This is a genomic window from Pseudoalteromonas sp. 2CM36K, from assembly GCF_023161865.1.
Lineage (GTDB): Bacteria > Pseudomonadota > Gammaproteobacteria > Enterobacterales > Alteromonadaceae > Pseudoalteromonas > Pseudoalteromonas tetraodonis.
In genome coordinates this window covers 137-20,389 of sequence record NZ_JALNTK010000007.1, presented here as the reverse complement: position 1 = coordinate 20,389, position 20,253 = coordinate 137, and the positions used below count along the sequence as shown (strand labels likewise).

Here is a 20,253-nt window from a genome sequence, read left to right as displayed (position 1 = left end):
ATTAGCCTCGACGCCACGTATGATATTTTTCGAGCAAGTTAAGCACTTTTTCAGGTGCATGAGCGCGTTTCCACTCACCTGCTGCGTACTTATTACCTTCAGCCCAAGTAGGGTAGCTGTGTATAGTACCGAGTATTTTGTTAAGGCCTAAGCCGTGTTTCATTGCCAGTACAAACTCAGCAATCAAATCGCCAGCGTGTTCAGACACCACAGTAACACCGAGTATTTTGTCTTTGCCTTTTGGTGTAATCACTTTAATAAAGCCTTTTGTAGCGCTGTCGGTAATTGCACGGTCTAGCTCTTCAAATTCAAAGCGAGTAATTTCGTAATCTATGCCTTTATCTTTTGCGTCTTGCTCGTTTAAGCCAACACGTGCTACTTCTGGGTCAATAAACGTAGTCCACGGAATAACACGGTAATCTACTTTAAACTTTTTAAGGTTACCAAATAAGCCATTTACCGCTGCGTACCAACCTTGATGGGCTGCAACATGTGTAAACTGGTATGGACCTACAATATCGCCTGCTGCAAAAATATTTGGGTACAGTGTTTCTAGGTATTCGTTAGTTACTACTGTGCGGTTTGTTTCAATGCCTAGCTCTTCAAGACCGTAACCTTTAAGGCGGGCACTGCGGCCAACAGCGCATAGCAGTTCGTCGTATTCAATAGCAATTTCTTCATTATTGCCTTCGTTAAGGCGTTTAACAATAATGTACTTTTTACCGTCGCGCGCTTCACAACGTAATGCCTGATGTGAGGTTAAAATGTTAACGCCGCTTTCGCTCAATGCTTCATGAGCAAAGGTAGACACTTCAAGATCTTCTTTGATCATGATGCGCTCCGCCATTTCAATTTGCGTAACGCTTGAACCTAAACGGGCAAAGCTTTGGGCTAATTCGCTGCCAATAGGGCCGCCGCCAAGTACTACAAGCTTTTTAGGTGCTTCGTCAAGCGCTGCAAATTTATCCCACAAGGTATCGCTTGTTACATAACCAGTTTCTTCTATACCGGGTAGTGGCGGTACAAATGGGCGTGCGCCAGTGGCAATAACAATAGTACGCGCAGTTAATGTTTGCGTGCCGCCATCATTAAGTTTAATTTCTACCGTCCACGGGTCGATTAATTTGCCGTAGCCTTTTACTACGTCTACGCCTAAATTAGTGTAGCGCTCTATGCTGTCGTGCGGTGCTATATCGGCAATTACTTTATGAACACGCGCCATTACTTTTTTAAACGAAAACTGCGGTGTCATGTTTTCTAGGCCGTAGTGTTCACCGTGGCGAATTTGCTCTGCAATTTTAGCGCTTTTAATTATCGCTTTACTTGGAACACAGCCGTAGTTTAAACAGTCGCCGCCCATTTCGCCCGCTTCAATAAGGGTTACTTTTGCTTTAACAGCAGCGGCAATATAGCTTGTTACCAAACCACCAGCACCCGCGCCAATAACAATCATGTTACGGTCGAAACTTTTAGGTTTAGTATAGCTTTTGTATACACGACGTTTTTTAAACACGTTTAAAATTCCTTTAGCAATAAATGGGAATACGCCCAATAAAGCGAATGATAAAATTAAGTCCAACGATAAAATGCCCGATAAACTCTCTATTTGAGCAAGCTGCGTACCGGCATTAACAAATACAAATGTACCGGCTAGCATACCCACTTGGCTTACCCAGTAAAAAGTCCATGACTTGATGGCTGTTACGCCCATTAACAAGTTGATTAAAAAGAACGGAAACACCGGCACTAAACGCAACGTAAATAAGTAAAAGCCGCCTTCTTTTTCAACGCCTGCATCAATGGCTGCTAAACGATCAGGAAAGCGCTTTTTAATGGTCTCGCGCAATAAGTAACGTGATACTAAAAAGGCCAATGTAGCACCTATGGTTGATGCAAACGATGCAACCAATAAGCCTTCAACTAAGCCAAATAAAGCACCCGCTGCCAGTGTTAAAATAGCCGCGCCCGGTAAAGACAATGCAGTAACCACCACATACAATAAAAAGAATCCGCCAATTATTAATAGCGGAGATTGCGCTTTATATTGGCTAAACTGATCCATCGACCCTTTTAAGCCCTCAAGCGTAAGTAGTTGGTGCAAATCAAAATGAAAGAACAGGCCGATGGCGACCGCTGCAATCAATAACAAAAGTATTTTTTTAATCATGTTCTCTCTTCTCTAGCATTGCTGTTTAGAAATTATGCGTAAGCGTCAGTTTTGCGTTTATTGGTAATTCAGGAAAAGCCAAGGTTGCACCAAAATAACCGCCTTCAAATACAGGGCGCCAATTTTTTTGATTGGTAACGTTGTTTACATCTAAGCGTAACTTGGTGCTAGGCGTAAAAGCATAGCTAGTATTTACGTTTAATGTGTACTGATCGCGAATATGTACGGTTGCCAAAAAGTCTAATGGGTAACTCTTTGTATATAGACCTGAAAAACCCGTTTGCCATTTCGAATTAATTGAATAATTTCCGTTAAAGCTAAAAGATTGCTCTGGAATGCCTTGAACTTGGCTACTTGAAGGCGCAAATGCGGTAAAACTAGGAGCGCCCACACTGGTGCCTGCAATAATATCAGGACGAGAATTGTCAAATGCATCGGCTACTTGGGCAGAATCTTGACTACTTGCAGAATTATCGTAGCGGGCGTCAATGTAGCTATAGCCTGCGCTTAACCAATACGGGTAGGCATCGTAAAATACTTGGCTTTCAAAACCTGTGGTGCGAATACCGGTATTACTGCCATCGCGGTTACGTAAACTACGGCGTTGGCTAAATATTGCGCCATCGGCGTACCAATCGCTATTGGTTGGTGCATATTTTAAACCAAATTCAACTAGGGTATTTTCGGTGGCAAAATTTTGCGCACTAATGGTATTGTCGCCGCCAAGTGTAGTGCCGCCAGCCATGCTATTTGATGTGGCTTCGTTGTAACTTGCTGCGCCATAAGTGGTGTAATCATCGTTTAATCGGTAATTAAAACTTACTTGCCCTGAATGCAAAGTGTCGTTAATGCTGTCGCTGGCGGCAATTTGCCCTACAGGTGCTATTGGGTCGTTTGCTTCTACGTCATAAAAGTCAACGCGGTAGCCAACACTGGTATGAAACTTATTAGTCCAATCAGAATCTTGCTGAATAGCCACCCCTGTTTGCCATGAGCGTGAGTCTGTGGTGTCTGATAAGTTAAAGTCGCCACTGCCGTCATTATTAATATCGTACTGACCACCCGGCGATACAAATACACCTGGGCGAAGTTCAATAAAGCGTGCTTGTTGCTCTGCACTTAGCGGTATGCGTCTATTTGAAAGTGGGCCAGTTAAATCTATGGGTAAGTCGGCTTCGGTGGTAAATTGGCTGTAACCTAATACGCGGTTATAACGTACATCAAAGGCAAAAATAGTTTGCTGGTTACTATTCCAAAGGTAGGTAAGCTCGGTACGGTTTTGCGCGGTATCGGCACCCTCTATAATTTCAACAAAGCTGTTTTGTGCAATTTCATCACGTTGTAAATGCTGAAAGTAGGAAATGTTTTTAATTGACGCGTGACTAGAAAGCTCACGTTTATAAATACTGTGGAGTAAGTAAGTAGTGGCTTCGTTTTGATTATCAGGATCGGTCAGTACGGTACTGCGGTCTATTTTAACTTGCCCGGTTGGCGAAATAATCGAACCCGCTAAAGGTACAGTGCTACCATTTGCTTGCACACCTTGGCCGGTAATATAAAGTCCGTCATCTATTAACGCCTGAGTAGGGCGGTTAATACCGGCGTTATCGGTAAATTCAACTTGGTATAATTCAAAATTAAGATCCCAGCTGCTTTTATCATCAGGAAATACACGCAGGGCTGCAAATAAGCTGTCGCTTTTTGTGCCAGAGTAGTCGTAATAACTGCCGTTATCAATATGCTCTGCACTAACTCTAAAACCTACTTTGTCTTTTACTATGGGGGCGCTGTAGTCAACCAATACACGATATTGATCCCATCGTCCTGCCGATAAGCTTGCTTTACCTTTACTTTCGTCTGTAGCGGCTTTTTTAGAGTGTAAGTTTACAAACCCACCATTGCGTTGGCTTGAGCCAAATAATACCGGTGGCGCACCTTTTACTACATCTATTTGTTCTATAGCGTTGAACGATAACGGTACACCAAAGCCATTGTTGCCCGCTTGACGACGTGTACCATCTTGAAAAAGCTCACCTAATTGGCCGCGTATTGTGGGTAAACTTGGCGCGCCAAAACCACTTGCTGAATAGGTATTAGGGCTTACTGCAAGCACATCTTGTAACGTGGTAATGTTAAGCTGCTCTATTAGCTCGCTCGAAATAGACGTTACCGAACGTGCTATGTCTTTTAGTGCTAAGTTGTCGCCAAATGGGCCATCTATGTTGGCATCTTTAACTGAAAGGCCTTGAGATTTAATAACTTGGCCAGCTACTTCAATGTGCTCTATGGTATTATTGGTTGTTACTGTTGAGCTTTGGGCAGCTTGCGCCAGCAGTGGGGTATTTAATACGCTTGCTAACGATAGGGCTAAGTATTGGTATTTCAAGGGCTTTCTCTTTCTTGTTAATAGTTGATGATGATAAAGACCGAAAGGTGTAAAAATAACTTTCAGTAAAGTTTCGATTCTTTTTATTTTTTAGGGCATAACAAAACAGCTGCGTTTAAAGCGTGCTAATAAAATATTGCCGTTTCATTTGTAAAAAAATAGCAATAGAGTGACGATATTACACAGATTATAAATAATTGCTTTTAAACATATTTTTAAATTGTAGTCTACTTGCCAGCAGTTAACCTATTATATTTATTAGCTTTTATGTACAGCGTTTAAATACTTAAAATAAGCCGTGCTTTAACTGTTAATAAGCTAAGTAGGTAATGGTAATTAAAAATAATTATACTTTTTTGAAATAAAAACGAAGTTATACGGTCTTGATAATTTAATAGTTTATTAATATTTTTATTAAAGGAAGTTTTATGACAAATCCAATCAGTGCCGATCTACAAAACCGTTTGCAGTGGTCTTTACTCTCTCTGCGTGTGGGTGTTTTTATTGTAATGATAATGTGGACGCTGGATAAATTTGTGAACCCGGCACATAGCGCCGGTATTTTTGAAAAGTTTTATGGCATTAGTGGGTCAACAGATATAGTGGCGTATGTGTTAGGTGCGCTGCAATTAGTTTTAGTCTTAGCATTTTTGGCGGGTATTAAAAAGCGACTTACTTACGGAATCATTTTTGTAATGCATGGCTTGTCTACACTTTCATCGTACAACCAGTACATAGATGGCTTTAACAACTTATTATTCTTTACTGCATGGCCAATGTGGGCTGCGTGTTTTGCGTTGTACTTACTGCGCGACCAAGACGTAAAATTTACTATAAAGTAATACATAAAAAAATTGGTTATAAGCCGCTTGGCTTATAACCAAATAGTACACAAGGGAGTGTATCAAAGTTAAAGTTATAGCGTATAAAGTAGTTACTGCAGCAGTTAGTGCATTGCATCGTTGTAGTGCTCAGCTAAGCTTTCTTTTTGCCCTTCGGTAAGTGCTTTGCCGGCTAGTTGAAATACTTCGTGCTCTTCTTCATCTAAGTGATGATGCACTAAATGATGGAGTTTTTTAGCAGCAACCAACCACGCTGGTGAACTCCTATCGGTTTCTTCAAGTTGTTCAATTAATTCATCAATATCATGATGTTCTGCCACACTATGGCGGGCTTTTTCATGGGTTAGATCTTCAAACATCAGTGGGTTATAAAAATAACGCTCTTCAAACTTTGCATGTTGTTTTAGCTGTGTTTTTAGTTCAAGCATTAACTTTTGACGCTCATCTGTATCACCATGAGTTTGAATAAGCGCATCTACTAACTTACGCTGTATGTCATGATCGGCGCGTAGTGCTTCAAAAATATTCATTTTATTTCCTACTTTACTCATTGTTTAAATAATATGAAGCAAATATAAGGCCATTTTTAATACACTGTAATACACTGTAATACAAGGGGTTTTGTTTTTATTACAAAGAGATTATTTGAGAGGTGTGTAAAAATTACTATGCACTGTATAAAGCTAACAACAAAAAGGGCTAATATTGCTACTAGCCCTGTAATAAAATAACTTACTTATTCATAACCGTATTTAGCTAGCTATTTATTTGCGTCTTTTATTGCTTTAAGTTTAGCTGCGTGGTCAATTTCAAACGCGGGCATGTCTTTATTGCCATCGATCAGGTAGTTATCCATCCAACGCATTAAACGTAAGCTGTAGTCGTACTGGGCTGCTACTTTACGGTTACCGTGGCCTTCGCCAGGGTAGTAAACTAAACGCACGTCTTTACCTTGCACTTTCATGTAGCGGTATAGCTCCATTGATTGCGCTGGGTGTACACGAGGATCGTCTTTACCGTGCATAATTAATAACGGTGTTTTAGATTGTCCAGCCCAATAAATAGGGCTGCGCTCTAAGTACCATTGCCATTTATCCCAAGGGTATGAACGAGCATGTACTAGGTTCATTTCGTTAGATATATCGGTAGTACCAAACTTAGATAATTGATTAGATACGCCAACAAACATTACGCTGGCAGCAAAGTGCTCAGTTAATTTTGTTGCGCCCCACGCAGAAGCATAACCGCCGTATGAGCCACCAGTAATACCAACACGTTTAGTGTCTACTAAACCCATATCAACAAGGTGGTTTTTAAAATCTACTAAGTCATCAAACTCTTTGCCTGCGTAGTCATTTTGGCCAAGCTTAGAGTAATCAACCCCTTTACCCGTTGAGCCACGATAATTTGGATAAAATACAGCGTAACCACGAGCTGCTCCCATTTGACCAGGACGTGAGTAGTTAGTTAACCAACCGTCTTTGTCATGGCTTTCAGGGCCGCCATGTACCGACATGATTAATGGGTAACGTGTCCCTTTTTTATAATCAAGCGGATACACAAGTACACCATCGTTTTATCACGTACTATTAAAGAGCTCAACGGTATAGATGCAGTGCAGCTTAAGGATCTTAACGAAGGCCGCGATAGCATTTGTGTTTCAAAAAGCATGGGTAAACTTGTTACAGATTTAAATGAGCTTAAAAGTGCGCTGTCTTCACATGTTTCTGTCGGAGCAGGTAAATTACGGCGGTTTGAATTGTTCACCAATAGCATTACAGTTTTTATTTCAACGGATGTATTTAGGCAGTCTCAGCCACAATTACGTAAAAGCATTGAAGTGAAATTGCCTTTTCATTGTGCAGATTCTGACGTCTTAATTAGATACGCTATGTTTGCTTTGGAAAAAATATACCAGGAGGGTTATTTTTTCAAAAAAGTTGGCGTTATTTTTAATCATCTTTTGTCAAAAAATGACCACCAGCAACTAAATCTATTTAATGATTCAGGTATTTCAAACGTGAATAAAAAAACTACCGTTAGTGATGAAATAAATAGTAAATTCGGTAACAATGTTATTAGATTTGGCGTGCAGGGCTTTAAGCAAGCGTGGAAGCCAAAAGACGATCTAGCGCCCAAGAGCTACACGACAAATATCAATGATTTACCCCTCGTATTTGCAAAGTAATCACATAAACGCTGAGTGTTATTTCTTCGTTGTGCCCTAAAAAGGCAATTACGCATGCCGCCATTGGTCGATTTATCGGTAAAGTTGCGTGATAGAGTAATTAATATTCACGAGGGTTTAATGAGAAATTCCCCACGCTTAATGAAAGTCATGAGCTGCATACTTGCTTTTACAACAACAGCTATGCCGTTTCATGGAATAGCCCAAGACCCACCAAAGGTAAATACGCATGATTTCTTAAGCCAGCTAGGAAGGGATGGACAGCAGCTTGGTAAAGAATTAGGTAATGAAGCCAAAAACAGCCCCACAAAAGTTGAAAACGGTAAAATAACAGTTCCAATGAGAGGGGATGATGGTGTCTTAGAATATGATATTGATAGTCAGTTTGATGTGCAGAGCCTTTATCCCGGGAGTAACCCAGCAAACTCTTCATCAAAAAATGAATATTTTGCAGACGGGTTAGAACCTGATATTGATCAAATTAAGGGTGTATTTAACTCCGATGATGATATGGATAAAGCTGGTGGAAGTGCCAAGGGTAGCTTATGGGGGGATGCTAACAGTGGAACGCCAAGTATTTCAGGAGCTGCTTATAAAATCCTTGTTGACTCTTCAAACCTAGCAAAACCTGACTTTAGTACAGACCCGATGATGGGGCAAACAAACCAGACTTATGAAAATATCGATATAATTGCCGAAGGATTCGGAGATTGTTCTGTAGAAACCAAGTTCGATGAAATAGGTATGGATGTACATAACCCAGAGTACGAAACCTGTGATCGAATAGTGAAACCTGCCGGTGACTGCAAAATAAGAAATACGATAAAAACTAAAAGCGAAACAGTAGATGTATTTTTTGCGGCTAAAGGTAGAACATGGCTGACAGTCGAATTTGAATTAACCAAGGGAACTTGGAAAACAGTAGCCCCTACTGATGGCATTCAGTTTTCGGGGCAAGTTCCAAAGCTTGACTATGATAGCGTTTGTAGCGAAAAAGGTATTTCATATAGTGAATATGTTGCCGCATGGGATTGGATAGATCACGGCATCCCTGGAACACCAGACAGTACGGTGATGTACAGAGATCTCCAAGCTCCTAGTTGTGAAAACGGATTAGTGGGCAGGGTACAAATTCAGGACTCAACTAAAGATGATGACCTTAAGTTTACACTTGGTGGAAAGTTCCAATACCAAATAAAAACTTTTGAAGGAAATGAGTGGTCAACTGAGTCATGTATTGAAGATGCAAAGAAAGTAAACGACAGTTTTTGCGAGGGTAACTTAAGTATAATTTCTGGCGCAAAAACTGAAGAGGCTTGTATAACTGCTAATGGTATTCAAATTTGCCCTGGAGATCCGTTTGCAAATGCGATGACCCCTTCCCCAATAGAAGGTATACCCAACCTAGCAACCGAACTCCAATTGTCAGCTATGCAATGTGACTTCAATGTAGGGCAAATGGATTGCTGGATTGATATTAATGGTAATGAGCAATGCCCTCATAATGAGGGAAACATCTTAAATTCATGCACTGAATTTGAAAACAATCCGCAATGTGGCTTTATAAGCTCCAAATGTGTCGATGGCGCGGCTGGAGAGTCTGGAGCTTGCTATGTAAAGGAAGAAGTATGGGACTGTGGTAGCACTGTAAGGGTCGATACAGTAGAGAAAAACACTGAATACCAATGCTCGGGCCCCATACGTTGCATGGGCGATGATTGTCTTGATCCGACCGCAACAAACAATCAAGCTAATAACTTTGCCAAAGCAACGGCTTTATTAAATGCAGCTCAATTTATGACGCAAGATATGGAGTGTACTGGAGGTGCAACTGAAGAGGGTGGTGATGATAATATAGACTTAGGTTGCTCTGCTTTTGCGGGCCAAGCTGGTACTTGTAAAATTGCTGTTGGTGGAGTTTCTGATTGTTGTGAGAAACCGAAAAACATTGGTATGTCAGATTACCTAATGTTGATTAGCCAGGTTCCGAAACTAGATGGTGCTGTTTTATCGCTTGGGAACGACAATATTATTAAAAGCTCGTATCAAACATTGCGTGAGCCAGTGATGAATGCCTGGTCGGACGTATCATCTCCATTTACGAGTTATATGGATAATATATCCGGTGCAGTAGGTGACTTTTTTGACCCACTTGAAGAACTAAAAGATGAGCTAATAGAACAGCTTAAGGAAAAAGCACAGGAAATGCTTCAAGAAATAATGGGTAATTTAATTGAAGATAAAACATCAGAAGCGGCAGCTTCAGCAGCAGCTAACAAAGCGGCTAAACAGGCAACAGAGGAAATGGCGAAGCAAGCGGCAAACATGTTAGGTGCAGCTATGAACGTTTATACAGCATACGTTGTTGCAATAGCTATAATTCAAATGGTTTACGCATGCGAACCAGAAGAGCTTGAAATGAATGCTAAAAGGGCAACAGATAGCTGCACTTACATTGGTTCATATTGCGAATCAAAAGCTCTTGGCGCTTGTGTTGAGAAGCATCAAGCCTATTGTTGCTTTAACTCTCCGCTATCAAGAATAATACAAGAGCAGGTTCGCCCACAATTAGGCTTGGATTTTGGTACAGCTCAAGAGCCTAGCTGTGCCGGTGTGCCCCTTGATAAAATATCAGAGATTGATTGGTCGCAAATAGACCTAGATGAGTGGCTGGCTATATTACAACAGAACGGACAGCTCCCAGACGCGGGTGATTTGACCATGGACGAACTTACTGGATCTGGCAATATATTCAATATTAAAGGAGATAGATTGCCAGCTGATGAGCGAGCAATGGAGAGATTAGAAGGTATTGATATAGACGCGAAGCGGAAAGAGGCTATTGATAAGTTTAATATAAACCCTGGAGGCGGGGGAGGTTAATAAAAATAAAAGCGGGTCTTAAGACCCGCTTTTATTTACTGTGGAGTTACAAATAGCTTTTTTTGACCTTTATTTAAAATGTAAGGGTAGTTTATTGTTTCGCCATTTTTCATTTTTACTTTTTTGGGTGCAATATAAATATAAGTCCAACTTGAAAGCTCTTCACTAATACTCGTGTAAATTTCATCTTCTGGAACACTACTTTTTTTATTGGTAATTAAGTTTAAATTATGAAAATCTCGCCCATCGTTGGGTGAAAAAATAAAGCTCTCAGATTCAATACCACTGATGAATGATGGAGAAATTGCCTTGTACGGCTCATAAGTCTCCACGCTAACTTCACACAAGTCTGAAATATCTGTAATACCATGGGAATACTCCGGGCAGTTCCATTCATCTTTTATAAAGTAAATAGATAGCTTCCCATTTTGATCGTAAATGGTTTCATGTTTAAGACCTAATTCAACCATGACTTTTTCAATAGAAACTTTCACATGTGAAAGAAATTTTTCTTGAGCTTCTTCAGTCGAACCAGCTTCTGAAGCTGGCATCCATGCTATAAGACTATTTCTTGCCCCATGAGAGTCAGGCTCAAGCAAATTCCCCAGAAGATGAACCCCAGCAGTTTGCCAGTTAGTCATTCCTAGTTGGGGGCTACCATATCCACCAGCAACAAAACCTAGGTTAAGCATTGATTCAGTGATAGAGCCAACGCTATCCGCAGGAACGTAAGTATCCTTTATATCAGTTACTAAACCACCGGCATGAGCAATGTTATAAGCTTCGCTATGATTGTTCATATACTCCATAGGTGTTGTTGATGTAGCACAACCAGATAATGCAGATACAGCTAGAAAGGCTGCTAGGGTTTTAAATGTACTCATACTATATAGCTCCGCTTTATTTTATAAGATGATCTTAAAGGTTATTTTTTAATTACTTCAATATTATCACAGTAAAAAAAAATGCAACCAGGGGAAGTGAATAAATAAAACCCCTTGGTTGAAAGGGGTTTCTGGTTGGGGTGGCTGTATTATTTTAACTTTTTACGCTGAGACTTCTTCTTGCTTGTTTGTTGAAGTCTGACTGGTGGATTCAGCTTCACTTGATAGCTCTACGTCATTTGTTTCTTGTTCAGGAGCTGCTTCTGCAACTTCTTCATCTTTACCTTTAGAGTGAGCTGAAATGCGAGCCCGCTTTTCCATTCCTATAATGCGACCCGCAAGCTTAATTAAACGCTGCTGCCACTCATATGTTGCATCAGAACGCTGCTGGCTAGTTAGCACTGTATTCAACCAAAGAGTGTCAACTACGCTCATCAGCTTATCTAGGCTTCTAATAAGGTGCGCAAACTGTGCAACCTGTGGTGATGTGATCTCTATAGGGTATGTAACAGGGGCGCTATAACCAGGAGTATCTCCAATGCCATTATCAGCCATTACTTTAGATAACTGATCTAGTGCTTTCTTCATGTCTTCAGCGACTTTATCTATATGGCCGTGAATAACTTCCTCAACTTGGTCGATTTCTTTCAAGTCACCTATAATACGAAGTATTACATCGAGTGAAAATAAAGCATTCGATACACGATCAAAGCTACGTGCCATAACTCTCTGCGCTTGAAGACTATTTACAATCATATTTTGACGAAAAACAGGTCTTGAGTACATTTGGCGCTCTGATTGAGGTTGCTGCTTTAATTCATTAATTTCTTCTGCCATGATATTTCTCCATTTTTAATTGGGACAATTAGTAAACGCAGCTAAAGGTTAAGATGAATTGACAACCAACATGAAGTCGCTTTGCGCCCAAAATGGACAGAAGCAGCGTTTTACCTTAAATAATTTTGATGTATAGTTAAGTTTCTTAGTCGTTTATCGGCTGGATAAGGTAGCTAGCCTTCAAAAACAAATAGCAACTTAAAAAGAATACGCCGTATGGCGTAGGTTTTACACCTTCCCACCTGGGAGCACTCCCAGGTATGGGTGATGCTCCTTTTAAAATTTGGAGTTATCACCATGCAATTTATTATATTTGTTGTAGCACTTACTGTAACAGTTGGAATCATCGGTATTTGTGGTTGGGCTTTTGCGCAATCATTCGTTTATCTTTGCAAACAACTAAATAAAGCCATTGCCTTTCTATTGAAACGTATCTTTGTACCTACGTTACGCATACTGCTAAAAGCATTGAAGAGCTTTTTAGCTTATACATTGCGTTTATTCAATGCGTGTAGGCTTCGGGTTAAATTCATAGTCAGCAAAATAGTTAATGCAGTAACCAAGGTTGCAGCACGGTCTGAACAGGCCGTTATTAAAGAAGAAACTCATGCTTTGGCAGTTGAAGAAGCAGAAGTTAAACCTGTAAGCAATAACCCTGAGATTGATTGGTCTGTTTATGACACGCCAACTTGTCTTCGTAAAGGGGGAGCACTTATTTGGTAGTATATAAAGGAGGGGTATCCCCTCCTTTATAATTTAAGAGTTGTGAAGCGATACAGTCTAAAAGTCTTTTTCCCAATGGAAAATAAAACCATTAGAAAAAAGATTTTTGTTCTCGTTATGAGAATGAAAGTGAGGTAGCTGGCCTCCTCAAACAAACAGCAAATAAATATTAAATAAACTTACCCACTATGGGCTCATCAAGCCCTGTGGGGTTGGTGTGCCTAATAATACACTAGGAGAACACCATGACACAGATTGTTAAATACTCAATCCGTAAAGCATTTGAAATGAATAGCGTACCACAGGAAGTAACTACACTTGGTTACGCACCATCTTCAGATCCCTTTATACCTTCAAAAGATGATAACTACATTTTCCGTAAAGAGTTGATTAGAGAAGTCACTGCTTTTCTAAAAAAACCTTTCGGAGATGCACTATATGTTACCGGGCCTACTGGTTCCGGTAAAACATCAGGCATTACTGAAATAGCAGCACGCCTATCTTGGCCTGTTCAGCAAATTACGGCTAATGGCCGTATGGAGCTAGCAGACTTAGTAGGGCACCATGCTTTAATTTCTCCAAAGCCCGGTGAAGCACCTATCATGAAATTCATGTATGGCCCACTTGCTACCGCTATGAAACATGGTCAAATCCTCCTCATTAATGAGATTGATTTGGCTGACCCAGCAGAACTTTCAGGTCTAAACGATGTACTGGAAGGACGCCCCTTGGTTATATCTCAGAATGGTGGTGAAATAATCAAACCGCACCCAATGTTTCGTGTTGTGGTTACTGGTAACTCTACAGGGTCTGGTGATCCAACAGGTAGATATCAGGGTGTAATGATGCAAAACATCGCTGCAATGGATCGTTATCGATTCATTAAAGTAGGTTATGCAGAACCTGCTACTGAGATGGATATTCTCAGTCGCGTAGCACCAACTCTAAATGAAAGCATTCGAGAAGGCATGGTTAAAACTGCCAATGAAATTCGTAGGCTTTTCATGGGTGAGAGCGGTGATGATGGAGAAATTGGTGTAACTATGTCAACCCGTACACTTGTACGTTGGGCAAAGCTTTCACTTCAATTTCGTGGAGCTCCTAATACACTTAAGTATGCATTGGAACAAGCACTGCTAACCCGATCTTCTAATGAAGAAAGTGAGGCGATTCTTCGTATATCGAAGGATGTGTTTGGCGAACAATGGCGCTAAGGGGATTGTATGAACACCAAGTCTGTCGCATTAGAACAGCTTGAACCAAAACTTCAGCCAGATGATTTGGATGAGGCAATGGTAAACGCACTCAAGCTTGATGTGGATAATCGTGCATATAGCACAATTAATTGGCATATATCTCCACCTACAGCTTTACAAGGAGAAGAAGCGAAAAGGCTTCTTCTTGGCTTTATCATTGGAGTTCTTGGTAAAAGCGGTAAAGCTTTAGGATGCAAGGTTGGAGTAAGCACTGAAGATGAACCAATAGAAGCGATAACAACAGAGAGTGGTTTTAAGCTTAAAGTTTGTTCATCTAATAAAGAAAACACACTACACCCAAAAACACTTGAGGGTGCAGGTGAAATAACTAATGCTCATGGTCACAAGCCTTTTCTTATGATGATTCACTTGCAAAAGCGATTTCATGAAGAGTGGGAAAGTGTTAGCACTGAATTAGTTAATATTTGTGATGACCAAGGCAGCTCTATTATTTACTCAGAGTTTAGCTCGCTAGAAAACGTAATAGAGTCGATGGGGTTTAACTACAGTGAAGTTCGTAGTGATGCCGCAAAGTTAAATTTAACAACTGAAATATTTGATTGGCAAGGTGCCAACACAGACATAGAAGATTGTTATTTTTAAAAATATAAATTGAGAATTTTTTCTCTTCCTTAATAAGCGCCAAATTAACATTTAATAATTTTGGCACATACACCCTATAGGGATACATTCCCTGTGGGGTAGCTGTATCTCTATAAACAACTTTTTTGGAGATACAATATGAATATATCAAATTTAAAAGTAACTGACGTTCCTGGTAAGTACCAAATTACGGGTTCTTTGGATGCAGATGAAATTATTGCGCTAGCAATAAAGCTAGCTAGAAATAAGTTAAAGAAAGGGACTATGTTTAATAGTCCAAGTGCAGTAACTGATTATCTTCAGGCTATATATGCTACTGAAGAGAAAGAGGTTTTTGCCATGATTCACCTTGATAGCCAGCATCGGGTTATCGAGTTGGAAACGTTATTTACCGGAACAATTTCTTCAGCGAGCGTTTACCCTCGTGAAATAATTAAATCGGTGATGAATAAAAATAGCTGTAAGTTGATTCTCTGTCATAACCACCCAAGTGGTTTAGCTGAACCATCAACAAGCGATAAAGCCATAACTACAAAGATAATTAATGCACTCAAGTTCATAGATGTGGAGGTTTTAGACCACATTATAGTTGGTACTGAGTCAACGGTATCTTTTGCTGAACGCGGCTTGATTTAAAGTTTAATTTTAACCCTAACGGGGCGTTATTCCCGTTAGGGAATGGTGCCCTAATTCAATCTGTTCTATGAGAGAACTAGGAGAAATACCATGAAAGAGAATAAATCTTTAGTTACCCGTATTGCAAATCGTTACGGTGTGGATAGCACGAAGTTTTTTGATACATTAAAAGCTACTGCATTCAAACAAAGGGATGGGGGCGCGCCAACCAACGAGCAAATGATGACTTTGTTGATTGTTGCTGAGCAATATAACCTAAACCCTTTTACTCGTGAAATTTATGCTTTTCCCGATAAACAAAATGGCATTATCCCTGTTGTGGGTGTTGATGGTTGGAGTCGTATAATCAATGATCACCCAGAATATGACGGTATTGAGTTTGTGTATTCAGACAAAATGGTCAGAATGGATGGTGCCAAAGTAGATTGCCCTGAATGGATAGATGCTATTATTTATCGTAAAGATAGAGCACGGCCAATAAAAATCAGAGAGTACCTAGATGAAGTTTATCGAGCTCCATTTAAAGGGAATGGTCGTAATGGGTCTTATGTAGTAGATGGCCCATGGCAGACACATACGAAGCGACAGCTTCGTCATAAGGGTATAATTCAGTGTTCACGTATCGCTTTTGGTTTTGGAGGTATCTACGACCAAGACGAAGCTGAGCGCATAAAAGATATGGGAGATGTAGTGCTTACCCAACCTCAGGCTACAATTGAGGGAGGCAGCGACTCATCAAATGCAATGCAAGTAGAGTTCAAGCAATTGAACCCACTTTTAAAACAATTGGCGGAGCGCGCAGAAAAGCAAAATGCTTGGAGTGCTGCCTACCAGTATAGCGAAGAGCGCTTTCATGGTGCTGAGCTAGAGTATGCAACCAAATATCTGCAAAACAGAGAAGTGGAAGCCATAGGGGAAAGTGATGTAGAGGTCGAGAATGAAGTTATTGAAACTTCACATCAAGATGAAAACATTCACCAACCCCAAGAACAAGAGTTTTCACCCGAAGAAGATAATTTTTTTGGTGAAGAAAACGCTTAACCCCCTCGGGAGTTTCCTCCCGAAAGGGGGGATCTCTCTTTAATAAAAGGAGAGATATATGAAAATCGTAAACTTATCTCAACGAGATGATGACTGGTTAGAGTGGCGAAAAGGTGGATTAACTGCTACTGATGCTATTATCTTGCTTAATCGCTCGCCCTACAAAACTAAGTGGCGACTTTGGGCCGAAAAAACTGGCTATGCAAAAGAAGTCGATCTTAGTTTAAACCCTCTGGTACGCCTAGGGGTTGTAAATGAAGATAAAGCTCGCCAGGCTTTTGAAGCTAAACACAATGACTTACTTTTACCTGCATGTGTTCAATCTGTTAAAAACCCACTGCTAAGAGCTTCATTAGATGGGCTTAATAGTACGAACCAACCGGTAGAATTAAAATGCCCAAGTGAAAGTGTATGGAATGATGTTTGCACTAACGGTGCAAATAGCGAACCCTATAAACTTTACTATGTACAAGTTCAGCACCAATTACTTGTAACCGGCGCAAAGAGTGGTTGGTTAGTATTTTGGTATAACGGTGAAATTCGTGATTTTGTTATTAATCGCGATGATGTTATGCACAAGCAACTGCTGGTGGAAGCTGAAAAGTTTTGGGAGCAAGTACAAAAGCGTCAAGAGCCTGAAAAAGACCCTGAACGTGATTTGTATATCCCTAAACATAAAGAAGCCGAGCGCTGGATTAGTGCAGCTGAAGAGTATCGAATCTATGAAGCTGAAGCCCAAGAGTTGAAAAAGCGATTGAGTGAACTCAGTGAGAAACAGAAACCGTTACTCGAAGATATGAAGTCACTAATGGGAGGATACCTACAAGCTGACTACGGTGGTTTAATGGTTACAAGGTATAAAGTTAGTGGCCGTGTAAACTACAAAAAATTACTTGAAGAAAAAGCATCTAATATCAAACCTGATGATATCGAGACATATAGAGCAAAATCTGATGAGCGTTGCCGAGTAACGGTAAGCGAGTCTATTAATCCACGCTATGTAGTCGATGAGGCGATACTTGCACCTCTTCAAAACATGAGTGAAAAAGCAGAGTCATTTTATTTTTAAAAGGCTTACCTAGTTTACAAAAAACTTACATTAACCCAAAGGGTAACACCCAGAGGGGAGTTACCCTTTGTTTAAATAATACAATGAGGTAATTTAATGAACACTATTATTGTGAAGCAAAATGAAAATGGTCAATTTGATGTTTTAGCCTCTTCTAAAATACCAGTCAAGGTTATCTTAGTTGAGCCCGACATATCCGGGAACTCAAATATGGAAATGGCGGGTGAAGCTTGTATCGGCTGGGTTGGCACTACAATTGTCAATCAGCAACTGGTCGATGAAGCAACTTTAAGCCTAGAAGGCATCAAATAGTTAATAAAATTAGTTTGGGGGCATACGCTCCCTTTCCCATGATGAACAAATTTAGTCTGCATGGGAAAGGAGGAAAAGCCGAAATAAATAAGTTTACTCCCGAAAAGGGCGGAAACAGCTTAGCTTACACTTAACATAAGAAGTAAGATTTACAATACAAAACCTTATGGCTTATTCATGATTTGAATAAGTTATTTTAGAACAAGTTTTACCCACTTATGGGTGAAAATGAGGTAACTGGCTTCTATAAATAAACAGTATATAAACATTAACAACCATCCCAACGGGACGCATCGAGCCCGCAGGGTATCAGGTGCGCCCCTATATCCATTCAGGAGAGCATCATGAGTAATACAGTTAAACACCTCGAAAATCTTTGTGTGATTCACGTAGATTTCGACATTTGGAGTGGACAAACCCGACTTGCTGCAGCTGATTTTAAGCTTGGTGAAGGTGGGGAAATTCCTCCAGAAAAAGTAGCCCAATTAGGCTCGAAAAAAATCTGTGATCCAGCAAAGCTTAAAGGCTTTAATCGCTTGAAAACAGAAACACGCCGATTATTATTAGCTTACGGTATGCCATTTATGAATGGTTTTGCTGTGCCAGCTAGCAAATCAGATGAAATATGTTTCAAACTTAATGAAATAAACCACGAGTTTGAAGCGTTAAAACAATCTTTCCTCAGCGGTTATAACGCTGCAGTGAATGAATGGATTTCAGAAAACCCAGAATATGAAATGGCTATTCGTGCAGGTGCCTTACCGAGATCTGTAGTAGAAAAAAGAATAGGCTTTGAATATCAAGTTTTCATGATCCAACCAATAAATGATGACGATCCAACAGCAAAAAACCTCGACAGAAAAATTGAAAGTCTTGGCCGAGATCTTTTAGATGAAGTTACTGATGAAGCAGATAAATTTTACTCAAGAAATTTATCTGGCCGAGTAACATGTAATGTTACAACCCGCATTACTCTGAAAAAGATTCGCGACAAAGTTGATGGCCTGTCATTTTTAAATGGCTCATTAACCCCGTTAGTTGATCTATTAGATGAAACCTTGCGAGGATATGAGCAACACTCACAAGGCCGAGTTGTTCAAGGTGCTTTCTTTTATCAAGTTGTTGCAGCAGTACTTATTATGAGTAATCGCCAGCGTATTGAAGAATATGCTAACGGTGCTGTAACTTTGGCTGGCATGACTGATTCAGTAACCCCCAGTGTAATATCTGGCGCTGATACGGAAGTCAAGCAAGTTAATGACTCAACCAATGAAGGCAGTAACGAACCTTTATATGAATCACTAACGACAGAAGAGAGTAAAGAGGCCAACTTGGATGAAGATATAGCATTATTATCTTCAACTAAAGATGAAAACGAACTTGTCATTGAAAGCTTAGATGCTGATATAGATAAGTTTTTTGAGCAATTTGCAGAGAAAAGCACCTCGGAAGAAAGTGGTGATCTCCCAAATAATAGTCATGAACTTGAACAGGTGAATGATTATGAAATAGAGAAAGAGCCTGAGTACGCACATGAAGCGGTATATGCCGATGAAATGAGTGAAAAAGAGGTCGTTATGCCTGATTTTGAAGACGAAGACGCGTTTTTTTAATCAAGTAAATAAACTTCAAAGATGTTGCCACCTTTATAGGTGGCTTTCATCTTTGCCATCCAACTAGGAGAATACAATGTCTAAACGTAAAACAATTTATAGCGCACTACCAATCGTAGCAGCTGCATACGGTGAAAAGTTCGGTGTAAAAATTAGCATAGGTGGCGATACCGCTTGTACAGATGGTAAGTCAATTAACTTGCCTAGCATTCCAGAGGGTTATCCATATATGGATGCTGTTTGGGGGTATTTAGCTCATGAAGCTGCACATGTTAGATTTACTGATTTCAATACATCAAGACGTCCTGGATTACATTCCACTTTAGTTAACATACTAGAGGACTGTCGAATTGAAAGAGAAATGATAAAAATATACCCGGGAACTGCCCAGACATTAAATGAGGTTGCTCGATATATGGCCCAAGCTGGTCATTATGAGCATGTTTCAGATAATGAACATCCCGCACAAATACTGCTAGCCTTTAGCCTGTATTGGTTACAGTCACAAGTAGTTGGTCAGGATGTTCTAAATTCATATTTAGATACAGCTAGGGCAGCACTTGAAAATGTTTTTCCGAAAGGTGTTGTGGTTCGTCTTAATGCTTTACTACGTAAAGTTATAGATACTCAATCAACACATGAGATTTCAGTATTGGCAGATGAAATTATTGCAATGCTGAAAGATGAGAAAAATAAAGAGCAACAAGGCCAAGGTAACAACCAAAGCCAAGGTGATAACCAAAGCCAAGGTGATAACCAAAGCCAAGGTGATAACCAAAGCCAAGGTGATAACCAAAGCCAAGGTGATAACCA

General features: G+C 40.1%; 16 protein-coding genes and 2 pseudogenes. 12 read left to right on the top strand and 6 right to left on the bottom strand.

Annotation, left to right across the window (positions count from 1 at the left end; translation table 11 throughout):
- Position 1: 1 nt before the first annotated feature.
- Together MTN97_RS05805 and MTN97_RS05800 are read right to left on the bottom strand one after the other, a co-directional pair.
- Entirely contained in the window at positions 2-2,167 is a 2,166-nt protein-coding gene (locus MTN97_RS05805; protein WP_248473899.1) for an FAD-dependent oxidoreductase, read from the bottom strand.
- A 25-nt stretch (positions 2,168-2,192) separates the two neighbouring features.
- The gene (locus MTN97_RS05800) at positions 2,193-4,553 is read right to left on the bottom strand and encodes a TonB-dependent siderophore receptor (protein ID WP_248473898.1); all 2,361 of its coding nucleotides are present in this window, start codon (positions 4,551-4,553) and stop codon (positions 2,193-2,195) included.
- 428 nt (positions 4,554-4,981) lie between these two features.
- On the opposite strand from MTN97_RS05800, the gene MTN97_RS05795 reads away from it, so the two are divergent.
- Positions 4,982-5,395 (top strand): hypothetical protein, encoded by a 414-nt coding sequence (locus tag MTN97_RS05795; protein ID WP_011329865.1) that lies wholly within the window; start codon positions 4,982-4,984, stop codon positions 5,393-5,395.
- Positions 5,396-5,499: 104 nt separating this feature from the next.
- Here MTN97_RS05795 and MTN97_RS05790 read toward each other — a convergent pair whose 3' ends face one another.
- Positions 5,500-5,925 carry a hemerythrin domain-containing protein gene (locus MTN97_RS05790; protein WP_011329866.1) on the bottom strand — a complete coding sequence of 142 codons (426 nt, stop codon included), beginning with the start codon at positions 5,923-5,925 and terminating at the stop codon, positions 5,500-5,502.
- Between the two features lie 230 nt (positions 5,926-6,155).
- Positions 6,156-6,968: pseudogene (locus MTN97_RS05785) on the bottom strand (alpha/beta hydrolase family protein); the annotation flags it as partial.
- Between the two features lie 42 nt (positions 6,969-7,010).
- Here MTN97_RS05785 and MTN97_RS18005 point away from each other — a divergent pair.
- Positions 7,011-7,583 (top strand): DUF4113 domain-containing protein, encoded by a 573-nt coding sequence (locus tag MTN97_RS18005; RefSeq protein WP_248473897.1) that lies wholly within the window; start codon positions 7,011-7,013, stop codon positions 7,581-7,583.
- Between the two features lie 54 nt (positions 7,584-7,637).
- The gene (traN, locus tag MTN97_RS05775) at positions 7,638-10,466 is read left to right on the top strand and encodes a conjugal transfer mating pair stabilization protein TraN (RefSeq protein WP_248473896.1); all 2,829 of its coding nucleotides are present in this window, start codon (positions 7,638-7,640) and stop codon (positions 10,464-10,466) included.
- Positions 10,467-10,501: 35 nt separating this feature from the next.
- Here the strand turns inward: traN and MTN97_RS05770 are convergent, their stop codons facing one another.
- Together MTN97_RS05770 and MTN97_RS05765 are read right to left on the bottom strand one after the other, a co-directional pair.
- Positions 10,502-11,350 carry a hypothetical protein gene (locus MTN97_RS05770; protein ID WP_248473895.1) on the bottom strand — a complete coding sequence of 283 codons (849 nt, stop codon included), beginning with the start codon at positions 11,348-11,350 and terminating at the stop codon, positions 10,502-10,504.
- A gap of 162 nt (positions 11,351-11,512) precedes the next feature.
- Positions 11,513-12,187, bottom strand: a complete 675-nt coding sequence (locus tag MTN97_RS05765; protein WP_248473894.1) for a hypothetical protein — start codon at positions 12,185-12,187, stop codon at positions 11,513-11,515.
- Between the two features lie 297 nt (positions 12,188-12,484).
- On the opposite strand from MTN97_RS05765, the gene MTN97_RS05760 reads away from it, so the two are divergent.
- The 9 genes and pseudogenes from MTN97_RS05760 to MTN97_RS05720 form a co-directional block, all read left to right on the top strand.
- Entirely contained in the window at positions 12,485-12,910 is a 426-nt protein-coding gene (locus MTN97_RS05760) for a hypothetical protein (protein WP_248473893.1), read from the top strand.
- Positions 12,911-13,197: 287 nt separating this feature from the next.
- Positions 13,198-14,124, top strand: a complete 927-nt coding sequence (locus MTN97_RS05755; RefSeq protein WP_121638760.1) for an AAA family ATPase — start codon at positions 13,198-13,200, stop codon at positions 14,122-14,124.
- Between the two features lie 9 nt (positions 14,125-14,133).
- On the top strand, positions 14,134-14,769 hold the full coding sequence (locus MTN97_RS05750) for a hypothetical protein (RefSeq protein ID WP_248473892.1): 636 nt from the start codon (positions 14,134-14,136) through the stop codon (positions 14,767-14,769).
- A 138-nt stretch (positions 14,770-14,907) separates the two neighbouring features.
- The gene (radC, locus tag MTN97_RS05745; protein ID WP_248473891.1) at positions 14,908-15,405 is read left to right on the top strand and encodes a RadC family protein; all 498 of its coding nucleotides are present in this window, start codon (positions 14,908-14,910) and stop codon (positions 15,403-15,405) included.
- 90 nt (positions 15,406-15,495) lie between these two features.
- Positions 15,496-16,446: a phage recombination protein Bet gene (bet, locus tag MTN97_RS05740; RefSeq protein WP_248473890.1), complete on the top strand. Its 951-nt coding sequence runs from the start codon at positions 15,496-15,498 to the stop codon at positions 16,444-16,446.
- 58 nt (positions 16,447-16,504) lie between these two features.
- Complete coding sequence (locus MTN97_RS05735; RefSeq protein ID WP_248473889.1) at positions 16,505-17,515, top strand: YqaJ viral recombinase family protein; 1,011 nt, start codon at positions 16,505-16,507, stop codon at positions 17,513-17,515.
- Positions 17,516-17,611: 96 nt separating this feature from the next.
- Complete coding sequence (locus tag MTN97_RS05730; protein ID WP_121638745.1) at positions 17,612-17,827, top strand: hypothetical protein; 216 nt, start codon at positions 17,612-17,614, stop codon at positions 17,825-17,827.
- Positions 17,828-18,171: 344 nt separating this feature from the next.
- A complete protein-coding gene (locus tag MTN97_RS05725) occupies positions 18,172-19,440 on the top strand; it encodes a DUF3150 domain-containing protein (RefSeq protein WP_248473888.1) in 1,269 nt (422 codons plus the stop codon).
- Positions 19,441-19,516: 76 nt separating this feature from the next.
- Positions 19,517-20,253, top strand: a pseudogene (locus MTN97_RS05720) (VWA domain-containing protein); the annotation flags it as partial.

Coding starts and splice junctions, on each gene's coding strand:
- MTN97_RS05735 (WP_248473889.1), top strand. CDS start 16,505: ATGAAAATCGTAAACTTATCTCAACGAGATGATGACTGGTTAGAGTGG.
- MTN97_RS05795 (WP_011329865.1), top strand. CDS start 4,982: ATGACAAATCCAATCAGTGCCGATCTACAAAACCGTTTGCAGTGGTCT.
- MTN97_RS05730 (WP_121638745.1), top strand. CDS start 17,612: ATGAACACTATTATTGTGAAGCAAAATGAAAATGGTCAATTTGATGTT.
- traN (WP_248473896.1), top strand. CDS start 7,638: ATGCCGCCATTGGTCGATTTATCGGTAAAGTTGCGTGATAGAGTAATT.
- MTN97_RS05765 (WP_248473894.1), bottom strand. CDS start 12,187: ATGGCAGAAGAAATTAATGAATTAAAGCAGCAACCTCAATCAGAGCGC.
- MTN97_RS05790 (WP_011329866.1), bottom strand. CDS start 5,925: ATGAATATTTTTGAAGCACTACGCGCCGATCATGACATACAGCGTAAG.
- MTN97_RS05750 (WP_248473892.1), top strand. CDS start 14,134: ATGAACACCAAGTCTGTCGCATTAGAACAGCTTGAACCAAAACTTCAG.
- radC (WP_248473891.1), top strand. CDS start 14,908: ATGAATATATCAAATTTAAAAGTAACTGACGTTCCTGGTAAGTACCAA.
- bet (WP_248473890.1), top strand. CDS start 15,496: ATGAAAGAGAATAAATCTTTAGTTACCCGTATTGCAAATCGTTACGGT.
- MTN97_RS05805 (WP_248473899.1), bottom strand. CDS start 2,167: ATGATTAAAAAAATACTTTTGTTATTGATTGCAGCGGTCGCCATCGGC.
- MTN97_RS05770 (WP_248473895.1), bottom strand. CDS start 11,350: ATGAGTACATTTAAAACCCTAGCAGCCTTTCTAGCTGTATCTGCATTA.
- MTN97_RS05760 (WP_248473893.1), top strand. CDS start 12,485: ATGCAATTTATTATATTTGTTGTAGCACTTACTGTAACAGTTGGAATC.
- MTN97_RS05755 (WP_121638760.1), top strand. CDS start 13,198: ATGAATAGCGTACCACAGGAAGTAACTACACTTGGTTACGCACCATCT.
- MTN97_RS05725 (WP_248473888.1), top strand. CDS start 18,172: ATGAGTAATACAGTTAAACACCTCGAAAATCTTTGTGTGATTCACGTA.